A 25,045-nucleotide genomic window follows, 5' to 3' on the forward strand; every position below is an offset into this window, starting at 1 on the left:
ATAATTTATTCTTTTTTGTTACTTGGACTATAAGTATTCATTTGTTTGAAGAAATCCTCATTACTCTTTGAGTATTTTAATTTATTTATTAAGAATTCAATAGCTTCTGTTGTACCCATTGGGTTAAGAATTTTTCTCATTACCCATGCTTTTGCCAAAGTACCTTTATCAATTAATAACTCTTCTTTTCTTGTTCCAGACTTTGCAATATCAATTGCAGGAAAAACTCTTTTATCTGCAATTTTTCTATCTAACACAATTTCAGCATTCCCTGTACCTTTAAATTCTTCAAAAATTACTTCATCCATCCTAGAACCAGTTTCTACAAGTGCAGTTGCTATTATTGTTAATGAACCGCCTTCTTCAATATTTCTTGCAGCACCAAAAAACTTTTTTGGCCTTTGTAATGCATTTGAGTCAACACCCCCACTTAAAACTTTACCTGAAGAAGGTGCGATATCATTATATGCTCTTGCTAAACGAGTAATTGAATCCAATAAAACAACTACATCTTTTTTTGATTCTACTAATCTTCTAGCCTTTTCAATCACAATTTCGGCTAACTGTACATGCCTATGAGATGGCTCATCAAATGTAGAACTTACAACTTCACCCTTCACTGATCTTAACATATCAGTTACTTCTTCTGGCCTCTCACCAATAGAAAGAACAATAAGATTAATATCTGGATAATTTTTTGCAATTGCATGTGCTATATTTTGCATTAAAACTGTCTTACCTGTTCTTGGAGGCGCTACAACTAAAGCTCTCTGCCCTTTTCCTAAAGGCGACACCATATCAATAACACGCCCACTTAAAGTGCTTTTACTACCATCCAAAAATTCCAAACTTATTTTTTCTTCAGGATATAATGGAGTTAGATCTTCAAACTGAACTCTATGCTTGCTTCCTTCAGTTGATTGAGAATTGATAGTAAGAACATTTATTATAGCAAAATAACGTTCTTCTTTTTTAGGTGCTCTTATATAACCTGAAATAGTATCACCTGTCCTTAAACCAAACCTTCTAATTTGATTAGGAGAAATATAAACATCATCTGAGCATGGCACATAATTTGACTCATCAGCCCTTAAAAAACCATATCCATCAGATAATATTTCTAAAACTCCTTCTCCTATAATTTTATGCCCTTTCTCTGCATAATTTTTTAATATTGCAAAAACTAAATCATGTCTATTAAAATTACTAGGATTTTTAAGAGTTAGTGACTCTGCAAGTAAAATTAACTCTTTAGGATTTTTTTTCTTAAAATCTTTTAAATTTAATACTTCATTTGCAATTCGTTCATCTGCAATTTTGTTTGATTCTTTAGTAGTATTTTTATTGTCATCTATTATATTATTATTTTTCTCATTATTAATTCTTAACCTAATACTTGATTTTTTAGCTTTATTATTTAGATCAATTGCTTTTTGCTTATCATTAACCTTCTCTTCATTTGTTTTTTTTAAATCAGCTGTATCATTAGATACAGTATCTATGTTTGTGTCTTGCATTTTTAATTTTTTATAAATATTGATAAAGTTTTATAATAAGAACATTAAACCTGTCAGGTGCTAGCCTGAATAAGTTATTTATTATTTGTTATTGAATATATAGCATAATAAATAGATTTTCAGCTTAGTCAACACTTTAGTAGTAAAATTAAATTACCATACAAACAAAGTTCTATTATTAGTGGTGCCTCTGGCAGGATTTGAACCAGCACATCCATAAGGATAACAGATTTTGAGTCTGTCGCGTCTACCATTTCGCCACAGAGGCAATAACATATAATTTATGTTCTAACAATTTTTTATTTAAAGGTACAGTAATTTAATGATCTGCTAAAAACTTCCTATTTAAAAAACTAGTTAATAAAAATAAACATGCAGTAAACAATAAATAATATGAAGGAGCTAAATTACTAACACTCATTACTAAAAAAGTTGATATTATTGACGTAGTTCCACCAAATAATGCGTTACCAATATTCCAACTCAATGCTATACCAGAATATCTTAATTCAGGATTAAAAAATTTAATTGCAAATGGATAATAAGGAGCAACCAATGATGCAACTAGTATTCCAAAAAACAATAAGCTAATATATATATTTTCAATATTATTATAATGACTATTAATAAATTTAAAAATTGGAATTATAAGAACTATAAAAATTATTATAACAGTATATATATATTTTTTATAGCCAATTTTATCTGCTAAGCAACCAAACAATGGTAAAGCAAAAATTACTACCATTAAAGCAAATGCAACTAAATATAAAGCATCTTCTTTTGAAAAGCCTATTATTTCTGCAAAATAAACATTAAAAAATCCTCTTAGCATGTAAGTGTTAGAAGTTGCAACACTTGCAAAAGCTCCAATAATTAAAATATTTTGCCATTTTTCACGCAAAACAACTAAAATCGGTAATTTTATAAATTTTCCTTTATTTTTCATCTCTTCAAATACTGGAGTTTCTTTGGTTTTTTTTCGCAAATAGAGGCCTATCAACCCCATAACTCCTCCAAGCAAAAATCCATATCTCCATGTAAAATCATCTATCGTAAATAAACTATCTATAATAATTCCAGCTATTAAAGCTAAAAGTGTCCCGGCTATATTAGAAGCCATGATAATGCTACCAATAAACCCAACCTTTTTTTCTTCAAAATGCTCAATAATAAATATTGCAGAGCCAGCTCCCTCTCCTCCAATACACAAACCTTGAAACATTCTAATTAAAATTAATAAAATTGGAGCTAGAATTCCTATCTGAGAATATACTGGCATAATCCCAATACATATAGTTGATATACCCATCCCCACTATTGAAATAGTTAGTGCAATTTTTCTACCAAAAATATCTCCAATATGTCCAAAGAACACACCACCAAGAGGCCTCATTAAAAAACCAATAGCAAAAATTGCAAATGAAAATATTAATTGAATATATCCATCAAAATTTGGAAAATATAATCTCCCTATTATTTCTGCAAAAACTGCATAGATACCAAAATCATAATACTCAACTATATTACCAATAATAGCTGAACTTATAATTTTTTTCTTACTCATTTAGAAAAAATTTTAATTTGCTTGAAATGAATTATCCTTATGCATTGCATAAAAGCAACAATATTTTTAATATATTGTAAATTAGTAAACTATAAAGTTGTTTCAAATAATTTTGCTTTAAATATTTCCTTATTTATACCATAACCAGAAAACTGATCTTGTTTTTTAGACTTATACCCATAAATCTGCCCTTGCGTTACAGACTTATTGCCAATTCCGAATAAAACATTATTCGAATCATCAAAAGAAATTTGATCTATTGTGTTAACTGTACTACTAAATGTTGTTACCTTTATTGGCTCATTGTTAGAGTCTACAGCTTGTACTTCATAAGTATATTTCCCTGGCTTAGCTATCTTACCTTGTCCTAACCCATTTTTAATTATTTCTCCATTCCATTCAAATATATTCTTTCCCTTATCCATTTTTGAACTTTGTAATTCAGAAATAATATTACCATGTTCATCTTTAATCAATACCATAACACTATCTGCTTTTTCTTCTAATTTATACATAATTTTAGCTCTTACACCTTCTTGACCATTTTCACTAAATGATGCAAGTTCCAAATCATTACCCTTAATTATTACATCTTGACCTAAATGACTAGACGCTTCTGAAAGCTCTGTATCATCCGATTTATCTAAATTAGCATGTAAAATACCTTTAATATCCATTAAATTTGAAGTATTTTGAAATGACAATATAGTATTTGTTAACTGAGAATGATCCATTGGAGAAGTTGGATCCTGACCTTTAAGTGATTCAATAAAAAATGTTAAGAAATTCTTCTTCTCTTTTTCTAAATCTTCTCTTTCTTTTTGAACTTTATTAGGTAAATTAGTTTTGGATAAATCCCCTGATATACTTGTTGTTCCCGCCATATATATTGGTTTAAATTAATGAAATTACTTAATAAAACTATACCCACATATCTACATTTTTGTCAACACTATACGGAAGAAATATAACTGACATTCTTGATTCTCCCCATCCAGTAGCATTAGTATCATTTTTACTATTTAACATACTACTTTCTTTGCCTAAGGCTTTATGCCCCCTTTGATTCTGACTATCGCCACTTAAGTCCTTATAGTTAAAAGTAAGATTAGTAGTTACATCATTCTCTGTGTCACCAAATTTAACATTATTTAAAAATTCATCATTATGCTTTCTTAAAAGTTCAAATGTTGATATTTTATCAGAATTAATAACAATATTTCTCTCCTTACCTTGATTTGTGACTATTATTTCTATCTTACCAAGCTCTGCAGGCTCTAGTTGCACAATTGTATTATTTTCTTTGCTAGATACCGCCTTAGAAATAGAAAACGTCACTTGATTCACTAATTTTGTTTCTATACTATCTAATGAAAAATTCATCCTACTCTCAGTAACTGATTTTGTATTATTATAGTAATTTTCATAACCATATTGATAATCAGCATCTGTAATACTTTCATTAAATTTTAACGTAATATTTGCAAAATCACTATTTACAATGCCCTTAGTATCAACTTTTGTAGAAACAAAAGGTAACTGACTTGCTGTCATTTGTTTACTTTGACTATACAGACCTGATTCCGTAAAAGTTAAACTAACTTTTGTTAAACTTGGTGCATTTTTTTGATCAGTTTTTAAGAGATCTATATCTTCTATAAATTCTTCACAATCAAAATCAGCTATACCTATATGTTTACTACATGTTTTATCTTGTTCATTAACCTCATAGTGCATTTCAACTGGAACAAAAGAAAATTTTAATTTACAAGATTCATTCACAATTTTTGTTTCTTCATTAGTAGAATCAATACTTTGACCAGCTATACAAAAAAGCCCTTCATCTAATTCACATCTCACATCTAAAGATATATCTTTAGGCCTTAATTCAATACATTCATCAACTTGATTTGTTGTCAATTCACTAACTTTATCTTGGCAAACTTTAGTATTATCTGATGATTTTTTTGATTCAACTATATCAACTTTATCATCTGTTTCTTGAGAAATACTTTTTAAAATTTCATCAAAATTACTGCTCTCATCTTGTTTCTTAGTATTACAAGAATCTACAAGGTCGTTATTTACTTTGAAATCTACTTGACTAATTTGTGATGATAGTTCACTCATTAAAACCTTTTTTAAATTCAATATATATGTTAGCAAATTGCATACCAAATTTTAAAATGCAGACATTATATTGTAAATTTTATAATATCATTTTTGATTGATAGGACATTTTCAAATCCTAACTTTTTAAATTTTGACTTTAAAAGATAAATATGAGTTTCAATAGTTAAAGTCTCTAAATCACTGCTATACTGCCATAACTCTTGTAACAAATTACTTTTATTAATAGTATGGCCAGGTCTTTTAAATATAAATCTTAATAAATTAGCTTCTTTTTCTGTTAAATTAATTTTTTTATCATTAAAATTAATTAATAATCTTTTATTATAAAAAAATGCAAATTTATTATGAAATAAAAAATTATCAAGTTCTCTTAGCTTTTTAACTAAAAGAGCATTTAAGCTAGAAATATGGAATGGCTTTTTTAGATCTGTATTTAGCTTTTTAGATAATGTAATGCATATCTTATATTTTTCTTTTAAATGATTTCTTTCATCAATTATATAAACTGCATTATAGCAATCTAAATTCTCAAAATCATTTACTGTATTAATTTTTATATCTCTATATATTTTCAAATTCTTTAGAGCATCTTCCAAATATTTACTCTTACTTAAAATTATAATCATTACTAGTGAAAATTTACTTCTTTGCCATCTCTGCTTTAGAATTAAATTTACCAATATTACCAACAAATTGCTCTAAAACACCTATTTTATTACCTTGTATCATAACCTGATTTGAATCGTATTTTAATAAATTTGCATCATCTTTATTATATGTTGTTATTTTTTTAACATAATTTCCTTGATTAAACTCTATCGCTACTATTTTTTGTTGTGTTAACCTAGGAGTAAAAAACCCAATTTGCTCATATTGTCGCTCCATATAGTAATAAATTTTTGGCCCAAAGCTAGATTTTGTAGTTGGCTCTCCAAGAACTGTTAAAAGATTATCTTCTGAAGTTTCATTTACTTTTATTGTATTAAGCTTATTATCACTTAAAAAGTAACCAACTCTTTCAACTTTTTTACCGCATGATATTAATCCAGTTGATAAAATTATTATTAAAATAAATTTTTTAAATTTAGGAACCAAATTTTTTTCACTAATAGTTTTCTTATTATTCATTTTTCTTCTTTTTAGGTTTTTTCTTAACGCTTCAGCCAATTCTTTTAATTTAAGATTATTTTTAATATTTTTCATAAAAATTTATTTTTATACTTATTATCTAACATATTTCCAAACCTTCTTAAATTCTTTTCATCAAAATTACCTACCTTTTTCATCATTTTTTGCATCTCTAGAAATTGTTTCAATAACTTATTAATATCCTGAACCGTAACACCTGCACCCTTAGCTACTCGATTTTTTCTTGAAGCATTCATAATCTTTGGAAAACTTTTTTCTTTTTTAGTCATTGAATCAATAATCGCTTCTTGTTTAGTGATAGCACTTTTATCAAATTTTTCAGAATTGAGTGCTTGTTTTATTCCCTTTAAACCAGGTAACATACCCAATACTGAAGAAAATCCTCCCATCTTCTTTAAATTTTTCAGCTGTTTTCTTAAATCTTCCATATCAAAATTGCCTTTCTGCATTTTTTTAGCTAAATTTTCAGCCTCCTCTTCACTAACAGTATCAATAGCTTTTTCAACTAAGGTAACAACATCACCCATATCCAATATTCTAGAAGCTATTCTATCAGGATAAAATCTTTCTAAATCTGATATTTTTTCACCATGGCCTATAAACTTTATCGGACAACCAGTAACATACTTAATGCTTAAAGCAGCACCACCTCTTGAATCTCCATCAATTCTAGTAAGAATTATCCCTGATAAATTTATTGCATCATGAAAATGTTTGGCACTATTAACTGCATCTTGACCTGACATAGAATCAGCTACCAATAAAACTTCAACTGGCTTAATAAGTTTTTTTATAGATTTAATTTCTTCAATCAATTTTTCATCTGAATGCAATCTTCCCGCAGTATCTAAGATAATTACTTCAAATAAATTTGATTTACCAACCTCTATTGACCTCTTTGCTATATCAATTGGCATTTGTCCAGTTATTATTGGTAATGTTTCAATTGAAACTTGTTTACCTAAAGTTTCTAATTGCTCTTGAGCAGCAGGTCTATAAGTGTCTAATGAAGCTAAAAGTGTTTTTTTCTTATATTTTTTTCTTAAAAATACAGCAAGTTTAGCTGCCGTAGTAGTTTTACCTACACCTTGAAGACCAACAAGCATAATAACTACAGGAGGAGTTGCATTTAAATTCAATTCTTGTTCATTATCACCAAGAATATTCTTTAGCTCGTCATGAACTATTTTAACTATCAACTGCCCAGGAGTTATGCTATTTACAACTTCTTCTCCCAAAGCTTTTTCTTTCACATTCTGTATAAATTCCTTAGTAACGCTAAGTGCAACATCAGCCTCTAACATAGATATTCTAATTTCACGCAAAGCTGATTCTAAATCATTTGCTGATATAGAACCTTTGCGTTTAATATTGTTAAGAACTTTAGTAAAACTCTCTCCCAGTGAAGAAAACATATAAGATAAACTTTAATTAAATTTTGCTAAATTATACTGATTTGGTAAAATGAAGTAAATATAAATATTTTTATTAAATCATGCTGGCTCGTCTTAAAGTAGAAATAAAAAAACTAATGGTTGCATATTATATTTTGTTATGATATCAGTTAAACTATAAAGTAGTTGATTGGGTGACTATACATTTAGCGCATCCTTATCATCAAGCAAACCTTCCCACTACTCATTAGGATGCGCTAAAAGTATAAAAATAAAAAGTCAATCCTTGTTTTTTATGATTTGTATAAAATTTTTCTTTATAAAAAAATTATAAATGTTAAAAACAAAATCTAATTACTAATTATTCTAGATGAAAAAACTAGCTAAAAAATTTTTTATTTTATTATCTATCATATCAGCATTTACAATAGGCTTAGTGTTTTTATGTTTAATATTTTTGTCTAGTTTTTTTTATGACATACCAAATTATGAAGAACTTTCTAATTATTTACCATCAGGAATTACTAGATTATACTCCCCAAATGGTAAAATTTTAGACGAATATTCTTTAGAAAAAAGAATTTACGTAAAATATAAAGATATTCCTAAAGTAATATTGGATGCTTTTATTGCTGTAGAAGATAAAAATTTTTTTGAACATCAGGGTATTGATATCACAAGCATAATACGCGCCTCACTTCAAAATATTTTGAATATAGGTACAAATAAAAGATTAGTAGGAGGATCAACTATAACTCAACAAGTTGTAAAAGGATTTTTCTTAACTAGCGAAAGAAGTTTAACAAGAAAATTAAAAGAAGCAGTCTTAGCATATAGAGTTAGTAAGGCTTTTTCAAAAGAAAAAATATTAGAAATATATTTAAATCAAATATACCTAGGACACCACTCTTATGGAATTTATGTGGCAGCTCAAAATTATTTTGGAAAAAAATTAACTGAAATTAATATTCAAGAAGCAGCACTACTTGCTTCATTACCAAAAGCACCATCTACCCTTAATCCGTATAAAAATTATAACAGAGCTCTAGAAAGAAGGAATTGGGCTATACAGAGAATGGAAGAAGAGGGATTTATAAGTTTCAATGAAAGAGTTGCAGCAATCAATTCAGATATTAAATTAAGTTATTCACCAATAAGAAACAACCAATTTGAAAATTTTTATACAAGCGCTGTTAGATCAGAACTAATAGAATTATTTGGAGAAAATGAGCTATACTCAAATGCATTTATAGTTAATACAAATATAAATTTAAATTTACAAAATGCTGCACAACAAGCTCTAAGAGCAGGATTAAAGAAATTTGATAAAAAGCAAGGCTATAGAGGTGCTTTTGCTACAACTGATCTAAATAACAATTATATTAATGACTTAAAAAGTATATATGAAAATAGTTATCATGATAGTTATATCTTAGGAGTTGTAGTTAAAGTAAATAATGAAAATATAAACGTTGTTTTACAAGATAAAAATGAAATAACATTAACAAAATCTTCTTTTGATTGGATTTTAAATAGCCGATACAGTTTACCAAAGCAGCTTAAACAAAATTTTAAACTAGGAGATGTTATATTACTGAATAAACATAATAATATATATAAACTAGAACAAATACCTGAAATTAACGGAGCAATTGTAGTAATTGAAAATATTTCAGGAAAAATACTAGCTTTAGTTGGTGGGTATGATTATAAACAAAGTAAATTTAATAGAGTTATACAAGCTAAAAGACAACCAGGATCTGCATTTAAAACATTTGTTTATTTAGCCGCATTCGAGCAAGGTATATCACCAAATACATTAGTTTTAGATGAACCTCTTGAAATAGATTTAGGGCATGGCTTACCAATTTGGAAACCAAAAAATTACGGTAATAAATATTACGGATTAATTACACTTAGAACATCATTTGAAAAATCACGCAACCTATCTACATTAAGATTATTACTTGGAATTGGTTTAGATCGATTAGCAGAAGTAGCAAAAAGATACTTAATTTATAATTCCAATATAAAACCAAATTATTCAATGGCTCTTGGTTCATATGAAACTACTCTTCTAAAAATCACTAATGCTTACGCAAGCATAGCTAATAATGGTAATATGAAGCAACCAAAACTTATTGATAGTGTGTATGATAGGCATGGTAAGTTATTATACTCACCTAAGGATTTATATTATAAAATTAACCAAGATTTGTATTTTAAAGATGAAAAATCATCACCTACTCTTGGATTTTTAGGTAAAAAAGTAACTGATGACGCCACTAATTATCAAATTTTATCATTGTTAGAAGGAGTAGTTAAGCGAGGATCTGCAAGAAGAGCAAATGCACTCAATAGGACTGTTGCAGGCAAAACTGGCACTACTAATAACAGTTTAGATACATGGTTTATAGGTATGACACCAGATATAACAGTTGGTGTCTTTGTTGGCTATGACATACCTAAAGATATGGGTAAATATGCAGCTGGATCAAATATTCCATTACCAATTTTTGTTGACTTTTTTCAAAAATTAAAATTTATTCCTAATAGAAACTTTGAAATTCCTGAGTCAATTGCACAAAATTTTATTGACCAAGAAACTGGAGATGTAGTTGATGAAAAAGACTTTACCCAAGATAAAAAATATATTTTAGAAAATTTCAAAAATGCATATACAGAGTCAGCAGTTGATTCTAGCCATCTAAATATTAAAAAGTTCGATGATATAGATCCTGATGATGAAACAAATAACAATAATTCTATATTCGATCTTTTACAAAATGAAGACAATGAAAGTTTAAAAGAGGCTGAAGATTTATATAATCAAGAATAATTTGAAACTTGATAAAAGATCAAGACATGTCATAGTTTATTTTTAATATATATATGGGGGATAATATGCTACAAAATATTATGGAAGTTTTTAATAATATTTACACACCAGTTGCTTCAACAATTAACTATTGTTTTAATAATAAACTTCTAAGATCTTCAGCAATAACCTTTTTATCAACTTTATCAGTAAAAAGAGAGGGGGAACATCATTTAGCAAAATTCGCAAGAGCGATATCTATTACATCTCTGCAATGGTTTAATTATTTTTTAAAAGATCAAGATGTTATTGATAATGATAATTTAGTTTATTCCTCAGATATTGCTTTACTCAGTTATTATTACTCTCCTGCTCATTATGCTAATTCTCACGTACTTATAGCAAGCACTGCAACTTTTGCATTATCATATACAGGTTTTGAATACCTACACAAAAATGAAGTTAATTACTTTCAATTGGCAGATCATGCATTAGATGTTGGTGTAACCTCTGGTTCAGGATTGATAACATATAGGTTGTTATGTCAAGTTGGTGTTACTAATCATTTAACTAAATTTTCTATATCAGTTCCTATAGCTGCTACAATAGCTTATCAAGTAGCAAATTTAGAAAATAAAAGTTATTATGTTTTAAACAGTGTTTTTCCTATCAATGAAACTGCTGCTGAATACCAAATGTTTAAAAAATTCAGTAATGAAACAGATATTCATAAAGATATTAGTAAATTAGCACATAATACTATACAATCAGGATTTGCTATAGGCTTATTACATAACTTGAATTCAGTAGATGGTGCAAGACTAGCTCATAATATTTTAAAAGTTAATGGCATTACTTACCAAGAGTTTGTTAAGTTATCTGGAAAGTATATAGCATTTTCATTAATTCCCACGGCTATTTTATTTATTTCATTGCTAGTTTTAAAATCCAAAGAAGTTGATGAGGTAGCAAAAGATTATTCCTTAAAATTTTTAAATTATACTGCAAATCATGGTTTATTAACTCTTCGTGATTCGGAACTTAACATTGTTCAATTTGATGAAAAAATAGTTGAAACTTTTAAGACTATTAATTCTTTTTTATTTGATATATCAAATAGCTTGCCAGACTTATTCATAGGATTTACTGCAGTTGCAAATTACCCTAAAATATTTTTTCCTGCTCTCGGTGCATTATATATTTTGGATTATTCTAGTGCAGCAGTGAATGATTATCTAAGTAATAATATTATAAGACTTACAAAAGAATTAGATTTAGTTAAAGCAAAAAAAGACAAAGTTACTCAACATGATGTTGCAAATGGAATAAAAATTAAACAAGATTCTTCTATAAGCGAAATGAGGAATGAAACATGGGTTAATATCTTTGAAGAACAAAGAGATATCCAAACACAGTTGCATATATTTGAGGATATTAATAGTAACTTACAATATTTTAATAAAAATTATGTATACTCACTAAGTAGATCATGTGCTCAGATTGCGGTGGTATATTTAGTTGCAAAAGGTGTGATTAAACCTGAAAAAACACTTCTTTATACGGATGGAATGAATCAATTGCTTGAAGTTGGATCATTTAGATATTCTGAAAAATCTAAATTAGATAAATTATCAAGTGATACTCAAATTCTTTTTAATTTAACTTCTAAAATTGAGCAAAGTTCAATTATTCCTCTAAATATTAGCAAAACTGTAGACAGTGAAGGAATGCCCTTACATGTTAAGTCCCTTTCTTTTACTAGAGGTGATGAAAATAATAAAATGGCTATTACAATGAAAGATTTAAAGTTTGAAAAAGGATATGTGCATGCTGTAACAGGTGGAAATGGTAGTGGCAAATCATCTTTTTTTGAATTACTTACTTCAGATGGTAGTAATCATCATCTTTCTGGTTTCAGTGAAGTTAATGGTGAAATACAAACTTCTTCTCAAAACTTAGCCCTAGTTAATCAAAAACCTTATTGCCCACTATTTATTACCCCTTTTCAGTGGCTTACTAAAGTTACTACATTTGAATTTTCTCAACTAACAGAAACAAAAATCAGTGAACTTAAACATAAAATTTTAACATATGCTAAAAAGCTTAAATTATTATATGAGGATGAAGATAAAAAAAACAATCTGGAAAACATATTAGACACTAAGCAAGATAATTGGTATGAAAAACTTTCAGGGGGTGAAAAAGTCAAGGTTGAGCTGATTAGACAAATATTCTTAAAAGATAAATGCCCTGATATACTATTATTAGATGAAATCTTAGGACCTTTGGACCCTGATTCCAAATCAATAGTTACAGATAAGATTAAGAGTTTTTGCCCTGAATCTACAATTTTAATGATATATCATAATGAGAAAGAATGTATAGATGGTGGATTTTTCACTAATAATTTGCACTTTAGTAACGGAGAAGCAAATTTTAGAGATCTTTGTTGACTAAATTAAAATTATAGTTATAGTTGCCGCTTGTGTAGTCAAACAATAACAAATTATGTCTCATTTTAATATTTCAAGAAATGATGTAATTTATGAAACATCGTTCGAAGGTAATGATTATTTAGCGATTGAAAACTCAAGAAGAATAATTAAGGAAGAAAATAATATTTACGCCTCTATTATTGCAGCAAATTTATTAATACATAGGGCCAAAAATGTAGATACTGGATTGAAATTATATGACTTAGTAATAAATTGTAGCTCCACCTATAACTATTTAGATATATTAATTCAAGCCTTAGATAATAAATGGCGAATGATACACCATCATCCATCTCTTGTAAAAAGACCTTTAGAAGAGGCATTACAAATTATAGAGAAAATACGTTCGTATCAGCCAGAATATACCAATACTGAATTAGTTATAATGTATGACTTCACACTTAATGACAATGAAAAAGCTGAACAAGAATATATAAAATTAATTCAAAATAAAATTAATTTTAATACGATTGATAATGATGAATTTTGGTTATTTAATCCAGTAGCAATTAAATTTTTATATTTAACATTTAAATTAAAAATTTTACTTTCAAACAAATCTGAATTTTTATTGTCTTCTAATTTACCTGATGCTTATAGTTTATCAAATACTTGTAAAAATTTAAACTTTAACCCTCAATATCAATGTAAATTCATTGACTCAAATGGGTATACAATATATTTCTATGATGAAATTTTAGATCAAATTATTTCTAATTTTATAGCTCCAAAATTCTATAATGTTCCAGAAAAAGTAGATTTATTATGTAGTTATATGTATTTTTCTGTTAAATTGCGTGAACCTATAAAATTTGAGCAATCTATAAAGGACTTTATCCATTCAAAAGATGTAGTGCCTATATCCGAATTATTTTCCTTAAAAGAAGAATTTAATATATCCATATTAACTACTATATCAAATGTTGTAGCTGGTCCTCACCCAGAACTAGCTTTATATATATTGAAAGAAGAACTAAGCATGTTTAATTTTAATAATACTGATTATGCTATTAAAGATTTTATGCTTAACCCATCTGAAGAATTGAAGAGCAATGAATATCTAGCAGAAGATTTTGTTCCAGAACTATGTTTAAATTAAGCCATCTTTTTTATAACATTTACAATAATTACCACGTGAGTTATAATTAAAACAAATACTTGCATTCTAGCAGTGCTTTTATGGCTCATGCTAACTAATCCTTCAAATAAATCATGTAATTGTTAACTCTGCAAATACCAGGTCTAACTAAAATATAACTACGCATTTATACAAAAAAATTACAGTGTTCCTTCCATTTCAAACTCAAAACTTTTCTCTCTATAATTCCCCATCATCAAATCCTGCCAAGTTGTTCTGAGAACAGTTTAATATATCAGCACTTTTATCAGATATAGGGTTTTTATTTACAATTTCTGATTTTACTTTGGGTAAATTCTCCTCAGCTAACTGCTTATTTATAGGCACTTTTTCATTTATATCTCTTTCATCACTATTCATCATATCCCAAATTTCATTTATCTTTTCTTTAGATACACTTAGAACAATGCCCATATTAAATTACATATTTACTTAGCTGTTAAGCTTATAGTAAGTTTAATATCACGTAAAGTAAAAATTAGTTATATAATGGGTTCTATTGCATATGTTGAAAAATAGAAGAAACTTTAATATTGTGATAAAAATGATTGATGATAATAAAATTGAAAGTATATCTATAATTAATGAAATTCATTTAGTCAATATACTACCGTTAAAGTATAGCAATTTAAAGGATTCAACTAAAGATAGGTCATCTCTAGCAAATCTAACTTGATGCACCTATAAAGTTTTAAATTTCATCACATTAATTTGAAATCAACTTTATTATTGACAAGCTAAGCATTCATCATATTTATCTTCACCTTTTGTAATAACGGGAGATAACTTCATTTTAAGCTGATGCTTATCTACATTCTCTGAAATTGAAACTTTATCTGCTCTTTGTAATGATTTTGATCTACAATAATATAAGCTCTTTACACCTTTCTTCCAAGCTAAATAATGTAATTTATTTAATTCAGATTTATCAATATCAGCTGGAATAAAAATATTTAGAGATTGAGCCTGACTTATATAAGGAGTTCTATCTGCAGCATGCTCAATTAGCCACTGTTGATTTATTTCAAAAGCAGTTTTAAATACATCTTTTTCATCTTTGCTTAAAAAATCTAAATGACTCACAGAACCCTCATGGTTCATTATAGATGACCAAATTTCCTCTGTATCTTTATCTTTCATTTGTAATAATTTTTTCAAATACTTATTTCTTATATTGAATGAACCCGTCAAACTTTTCTGTGTATATGCATTTGAATTAAATGGCTCAATCCCTGGAGATGTAGAACCTGCTATAACTGAAATTGACGCTGTTGGTGCAATCGCAGTTTTATTAGTAAATCTTTCTTTAAGGCCAAGTTCTTCAGCATCAGGGCATGCTCCTTTTTCTTCTGCAATTAATTTTGATGCTTTATTAACTTCATTATCAATATGTTTAAAAATTCTAAAATTCCATGATTTTGCCAGGGCTGATTCCATAGGTACCATCTTTGATTGCAAAAAAGAATGAAAGCCCATTACTCCTAGTCCTACACTTCTTTCTCTATATGCTGAATATCTAGCTTTACTCATACTATCTGGAGCATTATCAATAAAATCTTGCAATACATTATCTAAAAATCTCATAACATCTGTAATAAACATCTTATTATCATGCCAATCATCATATTTTTCTAAATTTAGCGAAGATAAGCAACATACTGCAGTTCTATCTTTGCCTTTATAATCTTTGCCTGTCGCAAGAGTAATTTCACTACATAGATTAGAAGTTTTAACCTCCATATTATGCTTTTTATAAGCATCAGGAGCATTCTTATTAACATTATCAATAAATAATAAATAAGGTTCACCTGTCTCAATACGTGCAAGTAGAATCCTTATCCATATATCTCTAGCTTTTACAATAGATATTATTGAGTTATCCTTAGGACTTACCAATTCCCATGGCAAATCATTTTCTACAGCATACATAAATTTATCTGTTATAACTACACCATGATGTAAATTTAACGTTCTACGATTTGGATCACCCCCTGTAGGCCTTCTTAATTCTATAAATTCTTCAATTTCAGGATGAGAAACAGGCAAATATACAGCAGCACTTCCTCTTCTTAAGCTACCTTGTGATATAGCTAAAGTAAGCCTATCCTGTACACTTAAAAAAGGTACTATACCTGATGTTCTACCACTATTTGCAACTTTTTCACCAATAGAACGTACATTACCCCAAAATGTACCAATTCCACCTCCTCTTGAAGCTAACCAAACATTTTCATTCCAAATCTCAACTATTTCCTTTAAACCATCACCAACTTCATTAAGAAAACAAGAGATAGGCAATCCTCTCTTAGCACCTCCATTACTTAAAACTGGAGTAGCAGGCATGAACCAGAATTTGCTCATATAATCATAAAGTCTTTGTGCATGATTTTTATTATCGGCATAATGAGTTGCAACTCTGACAAATAAATCTTGATAAGATTCATTCTCCAATAAATACCTATCTAACAACATTGCTTTTCCAGATTCACTTAAATTTTGATCTCTAGAATAATCAACGTTCACTTCATACTTAAATGTTGAATTTTGACTATTTTTTTCTAATACGCTATTTAACATAATCACAAGAAATTAATTTATACCATATAACAACCTTACTATATATAGTAGTGTGGTTACAATATATTTGTGAAAAGCACTATATATTGATATCATTAAAAAGTCTACAACAAAAATTATTTTATAATAACAGTTTCCAATAAATTTAAAAAGACCCCTAGCGTTATAAAAAAATCAGCATCTAATCATTATAAAATATTTAATAACACCTATAATTATGTATATATTTATTTAATAATTCAAAGCTATTAACTAAAATTTTATTACGTTACTTTATTCTTTAATTTTTTAATTAACCCTATTACACCCTCTTTAGATATAATAGAACTAAAATCAGATCTCTGCCCTAAAATTAAACTTACATCCTCAGCAATTATATCTCTAATTATAAATCGTTCCTTAACAACTTTTATTCTATAAGCTACATTAATATATTTTGAATTATATTTTTTGTTAAGAACCTTAGTATTAACAATATATTGAGAATTTGATATAAGCTTTATAGAATCAATATCAAAATTTACTCCGTTATATTCAGAGAATTTTGAGACATAAGCATTAATTAAAAAAGCTTTGTAAACTATTAAATACTCTTTCAACTGTTCTTTTTCAATATTTCTATAATATTTACCTAAAGCAAACTTACCCATCCAACTTATATCTACAGTATTACAAAAAATATCACGAAGCTTCTGTTTTTTTTGCATCTCTGCATCACTTGAATCAATAACCAAAATCACTTGTTGCGCCGTATTATTAACAAAATTTTGAACTTTTTGGTTTTGATTAGCAAATACAGATAACAAGACTGTAATATTTACAACAAATAACAAAATAACTAGCTTTAATTTTTTAATAATATTACCCATTTATTTACCTATTTATTTTTTTGATAATAAAAACTTCTTAACGCAGCATATTCATCAATTGAAACCTCATATAATGTTTTATCAAGGCCTATAAATTTCTCTCTCTCTACTATAAAACTTGTACCATAATATATTTTTAGAAACTTTTTATCATTTCTAAATTTTACAAAGTTTAGTGGATTTACTCCAATATCTACTATACTACCAAATCCATCTCTAATATTAGATGGTCCAAGAATTGGTAAAATCATATAAGGACCTTTTTTAGCTCCATAATGTTTCAATACACCTCCAAAAGAAGCATTTTCTTTCTTTAACCCTGCCAGTTCGGCAACATCAAATATCCCCAATATACCAAAAGTACTATTAATAAAAAATCTAAAAAATGAATTAAAGGCTTTATCCGGCTTGAACTCTATTATTCCGTATAATAAATTCAGCGGCTCCTTTAAATTATTAATAAACGAGTTAACTCCTCTTTTAGCAGGTTTAGGCAATATAACACCATATATCTCAGCAGGAGGTTTAATTATATATTTATCAACAACCTTGTTAAATTTATATATTTTGCGATTAAATTTTTCATAAGGATCGTATATCTTAAAATTATAGTACTGTTTATAATAATCATCTTCTATATCCAGATCATTATCATTAACTAATTCATCTTCTTTCTTAGCTTCAACTAAGGTAAAAATGCAAAGTATACTGATACTTATAAAAAATCTAATAACCCACTTATTCTTTAATAAGCTCATGATTAGGTTTTAATATTAATGTCATTTGAGAATAATTTTGTTTATTAATATCAACTCTATCTTCTTTTTCTATATGCCAACCACACTTTCTCACTACCTTTTGTACATATGTTTTATTAAAAATAAACTCTTCATCACGATTATTGAAATAATAATTCTTTCTTTGATTAGCATCGAAATAAAAACTTAATAAAAAAATCCCTCTATTCTCTATATATGAATGTACAGAAGATAGTATTGCTTCAATTTCAGTCGTATAAGAAATTAAATTTAAACCTATGATTATATCAAATTTAGCATCAATTTTAGATTTCGACACCACAAAATTTCCTGGATCTTGATTAATTAGTGTATTGTAAACTTTTTGCTTACCAATAGATAAATTTTTACAATGTTTAATAGCTTCACTATAAGAATCAATACCTAATACAAAATTTAACATTTGATTTTTTCTTAATAAATATGCTAATAATCCATTACTACAACCTAAATCTAATAAATTAAAATTAAATACTTTTGTAATATCTCCTAAAATTTTTTTTAATTCTTCTAAAATGACATTTTCATCTGTATTAATATACTTATTAAATTCAGATAGATAATATTTAAATTGCTGAGTTTTTTTATGTTCAATTATTCTTAACGGCACATACTTAATCTTATCAACCTCATCATTAATTATTTTTAAACAATAGTCTATTTCTTCAAAAAATTTAGATTTTTTATTATAACACTTTTCAAAGCACTCCCTAGCTTTTTCAAATTTGTTTTTTTCAAAATAACATCTACCTAATAAATATTCTAAATCCTCACTTTGATAACCAAATTTTTTTAATATCTTAAATCTAAATATAGCATCATTAATGTTACCTAAATTAAAATGATATATCCCTAATTCATAGTTTGTTTTTTTTAAATTTTTTGACTTAATTTTAAATTCATTAATTTTACTTTTTAACTCAGAGATGAACTTTTTAAAATCACTTATTTTCCAAAGCTTTAATGATTTAAAAAAATTTCTTATTTTTTCTAAGTTAATCATATAAACACCTTTTATTTTGAAACTTTATTATTTGATTTGATTTGGTCAAATATTGATATAGCTTGAGCTGTCATAGAACCAATATTACCTATTTCACTTGGTATAATAACAGTATTACTATCTTTTGCAATTTTTTGAAAAGCTTCGATATATTTTTGAGCAATACTCATTGAAACTGCATCAGAGCCCCCATTTTTCAATATTGCTTCTGCAATTTTCTCAATGCTTATTGCCGTTGCCTTAGCCACAGATTGAATAGCTTCTGCCTCACCTTTTGCTTTATTTATCTTATCCATCATTTCTGCTTCAGAATTAAGAACCACTCCCTTCTTTTTACCTTCTGCAATATTTATCATTGATTGCATTTTGCCTTCTGATTCAAGTATTTCAGCCCTTTTCTGTCTTTCAGAAGAAACTTGAGCTTCCATCGCTTTTAAAATTGAAGATGGTGGATTTATATCTCTAATCTCATACCTCATACATTGAATTCCCCACGTGCTAGCTGCTTCATTAATTGCAGCAACAATCTGATTATTTAGCTGCTCTCTTTCTTCAAAAGTTTTGTCCATAACCAGCTTACCTATAGCAGATCGCATTGAGGTTTGTGCTAATTGAGTAACAGCATAATATGGATTTTCAACACCATAAGATGCATCCATAGGATTTATAATTCTAACATAAATAATACCATCAAGCGCAAGTGTTACATTGTCTTTTGTAATTGCCGATTGTTGTGTTACATCAATGGCCTTTTCCTTAAGAGTATGCTTATATGCTACCTTATCAATAAAAGGCAAAATAAAACTTAATCCAGGCTGTAATGTCTTATTATATTTACCCAATCTCTCAACAATCCATGCCTGTTGCTGTGGCACTATTTTTATTGCCAACCAACAAAAAACACCTAAGGCTATAAGAAAGATCCCTATGCCAGAATTTAAATCAAATAAATCCATAAAAATAGTCTATTTAAATCACTTAAACAAACTTAATACATTTAGGAATATTTTTCTACAATAAATACATTATTCTTTACAGAACAAATTTTAACATTGTCTCCCTTCTTTAATATATTTTTCTTATTAGAATTAGCAAGCTTAGCTTTACATACAGCACCAGACCACTTTATTTCACCTAAATTTTTATCACTAATAGTATTGCTGTAAACAACAGCAACACTGCCTTTAATGTTTTCATATCTATCATTACTTCCCAAGTTTAACAAATACTTTGTCGGCTTCCATAATATAATTGACCACAGACAAAAAAAACCAAAAAAGAAACCAACTTGATCAATTAAAGTATTTAATGTTAATAAATTAAAATTCATACATAGTGCCAAGCAAAATGCAGCTAATCCCGCAAAGAAAAATGCAATAGTACCACCTAAATACATCTCTATAATCATTAATACTGCACCTAATATATACCAAAGCTCAACTTGATTATTTAAATAATACTGCATATTACTAAAATTTTTAATTACGTTACTTAAGTATATTAGATATTTTTAAAAATTCATCAATAGATAATTGCTCAGGTCTTTTACTAGAATCTATTTTAAGTTTTTTTAGCTCATATTCAGGATTTGCAATTACTTGCTTTAAAGTTTTCCTAATTTGTTTTCTTCGATAGTTAAAAGTTACTTTACAAGCTTTTTCTATTTTATTAATTTCTTCTAAAGTAGGAAGCAACTTCTTTGGGGTTAATTTAATAACAGAAGAAGTAACTTTTGGTATTGGAAAAAAATTTTCTGGCCCAACATCAAAAAGTAACTCACAATCACAAGTAAACTGCGCTAAAACACTTAATCTACCATAATCATGTGTTCCTACTTTTGCAATCAACCTATTTGCCACTTCTTTCTGCACCATAACTATAATGCTATCAACAAAATGCAAATTTTTAAACCATTTAACTAAAAGCACTGTACTGATATTATATGGTAAATTAGCTACAATTGAATAGAAATTGCCAACAAAATTTCTTTCATTAATTTGCAATGCATCATCATAAATAATATTAAAATTCACATTACTGGGAGCTTTTATTTTATCAAGAATTAGCTGCATCTTTTTATCAATCTCAACTACAGTTAACGATTTAATATTAGTTTTTAACAATTGATTAGTAAGCACACCTATACCAGGACCAATTTCAAGTATCTCTTTATCACATGTATTACCAATTGACCGAACAATCTGATGAATAATATTTTGATTAATTAAAAAATTCTGACCAAATTTTTTAGTTGGAGTAATATTAAACTCTTTTAAATTTCTCTTTAATTCACTTATCTCATTCATTATCATTATGTATACTATTGATTTACAAAGGCATTGTTTTTGGTTAAATATACTATTTTAACTTTTATATAAGTTATTTTTTGTTACTTAAAGAATTTAATGACTAACCTTTTAAAAATCTTCCCTAAATTATTAATTATTTTCTACTTTGTAAATTATACTGCTTATAGCATAGAATCCTATACAAATAATAATGAGATTATTATTGAAGCAGATGAATTAATTTATAATAAAAATCAAGACTTAATTAGCGCTCAAGGTAACGTTGATATAAGGCAAAATCAGCTTCACCTTGTTGTAGATAAAATTGTATATGATAAAAAAAATAATTACTTATATGTACTTGGCAATTTAGCATTTAAAAATGATAATAAAAATTACTTCTTTGGCAGCAAGGCATTTTTTAACAGAAATAAAAATGAAGGCTTAATAATTAATTTTAAAGCTAGAATTGATAAAAAAGGCTTGTTGTCATCTAACTTTGCTCAGATGATTAACAATAATACTTTCATAGTTCAAGATATAATTTTTTCAACATGTAAAATATGTAATAATAATTTAATTCCAAACAAACCTTTATGGCAAATATCTGCTAAAAAAGCTATTGTAAATACCAAGGAAAAAAATGTTAAATTTAAAAATAGTAAAATAGAATTATTTGGAACACCTATTTTTTACTTGCCTTATCTCTCTATCCCTACACCAAATTCCCCAAGAAAAAGTGGATTTTTAACACCAAAATTAAAAAATTCTAATATATTGGGACTTCAACTATCAATTCCATATTATTTTAACATTTCACCACAAATGGACATAACATATACACCTACAGTAAGCAATAAAAGCAATACCTTAAATAGTTTCAACATTAGATATCTGACACAATATGGCCCATATGAAATTAATGGAAATTTAATAAACGATAATAAAATTGGCCAAGTTGACGCTAATAAACAAAATAAATTAAAAGGATTTTTAAACTCTATAGGTAATTTTAATTTTAAAAACAATTATTTTCTAGAATATCAACTCCAGAGATTATTCGATGAAGATAAAACTATTACAAAAAAATATAAAATAACAGATGATGACGTGCTCACAAGTAAATTTTTATTAAGAAATGAAACTAAGGAAAGATTTTTAACTTTTGAAGGGATTTCATTCCAAAATCTAAGGCATCAAGGTAGCAAAAATATTGCCACCCAAGATAGCAAAAATAGTACCCCCTATGTTATACCATGGATTAGAACATATAATAAATTATCTCCAAATCTCCCTTTTATTTCTAATTTAGCATTTTCAACTGATATACTTAATCTACGTAGAACTAAAGGAGAAAGTTATATTAGAAGCACTTTTCAGTTTGATTCATTTAATAATATTAACTTACCATATGGTCAAATTTTGAACATTTATCCATCCATTAGATATGATTATTATGATATAAAAAGTGATATAGGAACAAAAAACAGATTAATAGGTAAACTATTTTTTGATTGGAAATGGCCATTTATTAAATATCTTGGCAAAAAAAACATAATATTAGAACCAATTGTAAATTTTACTTATAACTCCAAAACAACTCCAACTATTACAGACGAGGGTTCATCCTCACAAATTATGAGTACATCAAACATATTTTCATCTAATTTTGTTACTGGAAAGAATAATGTTGACGTTGGTTCAAGACTAAATTTTGGACTTAGATCTAATTATTATACAGGAAAAAATACTTATGGAATAATTTTGGGACAAAGTTATAAATTAACTCAACCAAAAGATTGTAAATTAACTCAACCAAAAGATTGTAAAACCACTTCCTATACCTGGAATAAAAAATTTGATGCCTTAAAAACCGAAATTGTTAGTAAATTCTATGCACAATTAGGTGATGAAATTTCAATAGTTGATAATATAAGCCTGACTCCCAATCACTTAGAATTAATTAAAAATGAGTTAAATTTTAATTTTCAACATCAAAAAGCCGAGATAGATTTAAATCATATATTTATTAACAAAAAATATATAAACCAAGACCATAATAATCATAATCAAGAGATTGCAGTTAAACTCAAATATAATTTTAATAATAATTGGGGCATAGAAACACAAGCAAAAAGAAAGATTGGTTCAAAAATGCAAAAATCGAACCTAGGTAATAATAATAACTGGATAAGCAATCAGATAGGCTTATTTTATAAAGGAGATTGTTTAAAAGTTAATTTTGGTGTATTAAGAGATTATTCAAAACTTAAGAATGTCAATTACAATTCTTCAGTTACAACTTATTTAACAATTGAGCCTATTTTTAATTAGTTATGCTAACAAAAAAAAATACTATAAATTTAATCTCAAAATTCTCTCTGATCTTATTTATACTTCTCTATAATGAATTTTGTTATGCATATCAGGATAAAATTGTAGCATATGTTAATAATGAAATTATTACGTCATTTGAGTTAAACTCCAGAATTAATTTACTAGAATCTTTAAATAGAGTAAAAATTCACAATAACCAAAAAAATGAAATTATTGAATTGTTAATTGATGAAAAATTATTATCTCAAATAGCAAAAAGAAATGGCATTTCCATTTCTGAAAATCAAGAAAATTCTCACATTAATGACTTATTAAAAGAAAACGGCTTTAAAAATTTACAACAATTCTTAAAAAAATTTAATGTGAACATAGATGAATTTAAAAATTATATAAATGCAAAATTATTATTAAAAAAACTAATTGAATACAAAATAGAACCAGAAACTGATGTTTCTAAACAAGAAGTTATTGATAATTTAAAAATTATTTCAAAAAAATACAATAATTTATCTGAAAACAGTGAATTAAAACTATATGAAATATTGATTTATAAAGATAGTGATACACCTAAAGAAATAGAAAAATCTATATTGAGAATTTATTCTTTATTACAAAAAGGAGAATCTTTTCAAAACTTAGTAAAACAATTTTCACAAAGTAAAACTTCAAAAAATCATGGTTTCCTAGGTTGGCTAAAAGTCAAAGATCTATCCCATGATATTATTGAAGCATTTGGATCTAAAATAAAAATTGGCTCAATAAGTACACCTATTGAAAAAGATGATAGTATAATAATACTAAAAATTGCCTCTATAAAGAAAATCAATAAAGATACAGCACTTAATGAACAAGAGGTAAAGAATATAATTTACAATCAAAAACTCAGTATAAATTTAAAAAATTTCTTAAATACGTTAAGAAAAGGGTCATATATTAAAGTTATAGGATAGAATATTTCATTAC

Annotated in this window: 21 protein-coding genes and 1 tRNA gene; 6 read left to right on the forward strand and 16 right to left on the reverse strand. The window is 27.1% G+C overall.

Annotated elements, in window-relative coordinates; translation table 11 throughout:
* Positions 1–5: 5 nt before the first annotated feature.
* The 8 genes from rho to ffh all read right to left on the reverse strand — a co-directional run bounded on the left by rho (position 6) and on the right by ffh (position 7,781).
* Entirely contained in the window at positions 6–1,427 is a 1,422-nt protein-coding gene (rho, locus tag h2es_RS02885; RefSeq protein WP_410519453.1) for a transcription termination factor Rho, read from the reverse strand.
* Between the two features lie 272 nt (positions 1,428–1,699).
* A tRNA-Leu gene (locus tag h2es_RS02890) sits at positions 1,700–1,785 on the reverse strand.
* Positions 1,786–1,836: 51 nt separating this feature from the next.
* Complete coding sequence (locus h2es_RS02895; RefSeq protein WP_154511247.1) at positions 1,837–3,084, reverse strand: MFS transporter; 1,248 nt, start codon at positions 3,082–3,084, stop codon at positions 1,837–1,839.
* Between the two features lie 89 nt (positions 3,085–3,173).
* Entirely contained in the window at positions 3,174–3,968 is a 795-nt protein-coding gene (locus h2es_RS02900) for a flagellar hook assembly protein FlgD (RefSeq protein WP_154511249.1), read from the reverse strand.
* Between the two features lie 37 nt (positions 3,969–4,005).
* Positions 4,006–5,214: a hypothetical protein gene (locus tag h2es_RS02905; protein ID WP_154511251.1), complete on the reverse strand. Its 1,209-nt coding sequence runs from the start codon at positions 5,212–5,214 to the stop codon at positions 4,006–4,008.
* Between the two features lie 65 nt (positions 5,215–5,279).
* On the reverse strand, positions 5,280–5,843 hold the full coding sequence (locus h2es_RS02910; RefSeq protein ID WP_154511253.1) for a winged helix-turn-helix domain-containing protein: 564 nt from the start codon (positions 5,841–5,843) through the stop codon (positions 5,280–5,282).
* A 13-nt stretch (positions 5,844–5,856) separates the two neighbouring features.
* Positions 5,857–6,420, reverse strand: a complete 564-nt coding sequence (locus h2es_RS02915; protein ID WP_154511255.1) for an outer membrane protein assembly factor BamE — start codon at positions 6,418–6,420, stop codon at positions 5,857–5,859.
* A complete protein-coding gene (gene ffh, locus h2es_RS02920) occupies positions 6,417–7,781 on the reverse strand; it encodes a signal recognition particle protein (protein WP_154511257.1) in 1,365 nt (454 codons plus the stop codon). Before ffh ends, h2es_RS02915 begins: the two co-directional genes overlap by 4 nt.
* Before the next feature lie 349 nt (positions 7,782–8,130).
* Between ffh and h2es_RS02925 the strand changes: the two genes are divergently transcribed.
* From h2es_RS02925 to h2es_RS02935, 3 genes are all read left to right on the forward strand, one after another.
* Positions 8,131–10,599, forward strand: a complete 2,469-nt coding sequence (locus tag h2es_RS02925) for a penicillin-binding protein 1A (protein ID WP_154511259.1) — start codon at positions 8,131–8,133, stop codon at positions 10,597–10,599.
* A gap of 65 nt (positions 10,600–10,664) precedes the next feature.
* Positions 10,665–13,031, forward strand: coding sequence for an ATP-binding cassette domain-containing protein (locus h2es_RS02930; protein WP_195909963.1), 2,367 nt, complete (start codon positions 10,665–10,667; stop codon positions 13,029–13,031).
* A 55-nt stretch (positions 13,032–13,086) separates the two neighbouring features.
* Positions 13,087–14,172: a hypothetical protein gene (locus h2es_RS02935; RefSeq protein ID WP_154511263.1), complete on the forward strand. Its 1,086-nt coding sequence runs from the start codon at positions 13,087–13,089 to the stop codon at positions 14,170–14,172.
* A gap of 219 nt (positions 14,173–14,391) precedes the next feature.
* Here h2es_RS02935 and h2es_RS02940 read toward each other — a convergent pair whose 3' ends face one another.
* Entirely contained in the window at positions 14,392–14,625 is a 234-nt protein-coding gene (locus h2es_RS02940; RefSeq protein ID WP_154511265.1) for a hypothetical protein, read from the reverse strand.
* 91 nt (positions 14,626–14,716) lie between these two features.
* On the opposite strand from h2es_RS02940, the gene h2es_RS02945 reads away from it, so the two are divergent.
* Positions 14,717–14,887, forward strand: coding sequence for a hypothetical protein (locus tag h2es_RS02945; RefSeq protein WP_154511267.1), 171 nt, complete (start codon positions 14,717–14,719; stop codon positions 14,885–14,887).
* A gap of 50 nt (positions 14,888–14,937) precedes the next feature.
* On the opposite strand, the gene h2es_RS02950 is transcribed toward h2es_RS02945, so the two are convergent.
* From h2es_RS02950 to rsmA, 7 genes are all read right to left on the reverse strand, one after another.
* Positions 14,938–16,788, reverse strand: coding sequence for a ribonucleoside-diphosphate reductase subunit alpha (locus h2es_RS02950; protein ID WP_154511269.1), 1,851 nt, complete (start codon positions 16,786–16,788; stop codon positions 14,938–14,940).
* A gap of 263 nt (positions 16,789–17,051) precedes the next feature.
* Complete coding sequence (locus h2es_RS02955) at positions 17,052–17,657, reverse strand: MlaC/ttg2D family ABC transporter substrate-binding protein (RefSeq protein ID WP_154511271.1); 606 nt, start codon at positions 17,655–17,657, stop codon at positions 17,052–17,054.
* Between the two features lie 8 nt (positions 17,658–17,665).
* Entirely contained in the window at positions 17,666–18,415 is a 750-nt protein-coding gene (locus tag h2es_RS02960; protein WP_154511273.1) for an MlaA family lipoprotein, read from the reverse strand.
* Positions 18,396–19,457 (reverse strand): methyltransferase domain-containing protein, encoded by a 1,062-nt coding sequence (locus h2es_RS02965; protein ID WP_154511275.1) that lies wholly within the window; start codon positions 19,455–19,457, stop codon positions 18,396–18,398. The genes h2es_RS02960 and h2es_RS02965 overlap by 20 nt, the downstream gene beginning before the upstream one ends.
* A gap of 11 nt (positions 19,458–19,468) precedes the next feature.
* On the reverse strand, positions 19,469–20,413 hold the full coding sequence (locus h2es_RS02970; RefSeq protein WP_154511277.1) for an SPFH domain-containing protein: 945 nt from the start codon (positions 20,411–20,413) through the stop codon (positions 19,469–19,471).
* A gap of 41 nt (positions 20,414–20,454) precedes the next feature.
* Positions 20,455–20,922: an NfeD family protein gene (locus tag h2es_RS02975; protein ID WP_154511279.1), complete on the reverse strand. Its 468-nt coding sequence runs from the start codon at positions 20,920–20,922 to the stop codon at positions 20,455–20,457.
* A 22-nt stretch (positions 20,923–20,944) separates the two neighbouring features.
* Complete coding sequence (gene rsmA / locus h2es_RS02980) at positions 20,945–21,763, reverse strand: 16S rRNA (adenine(1518)-N(6)/adenine(1519)-N(6))-dimethyltransferase RsmA (RefSeq protein ID WP_195909964.1); 819 nt, start codon at positions 21,761–21,763, stop codon at positions 20,945–20,947.
* A gap of 99 nt (positions 21,764–21,862) precedes the next feature.
* Between rsmA and h2es_RS02985 the strand changes: the two genes are divergently transcribed.
* Together h2es_RS02985 and h2es_RS02990 are read left to right on the forward strand one after the other, a co-directional pair.
* Entirely contained in the window at positions 21,863–24,079 is a 2,217-nt protein-coding gene (locus h2es_RS02985; RefSeq protein WP_154511283.1) for an LPS-assembly protein LptD, read from the forward strand.
* Positions 24,080–24,081: 2 nt separating this feature from the next.
* The gene (locus h2es_RS02990; protein WP_154511285.1) at positions 24,082–25,032 is read left to right on the forward strand and encodes a peptidylprolyl isomerase; all 951 of its coding nucleotides are present in this window, start codon (positions 24,082–24,084) and stop codon (positions 25,030–25,032) included.
* The last annotated feature ends 13 nt before the right edge of the window (positions 25,033–25,045 follow it).

This window comes from Rickettsiales endosymbiont of Trichoplax sp. H2 (genome assembly GCF_009690945.1).
In the GTDB taxonomy this organism is placed as follows: domain Bacteria; phylum Pseudomonadota; class Alphaproteobacteria; order Rickettsiales; family Midichloriaceae; genus Aquirickettsia; species Aquirickettsia rohweri.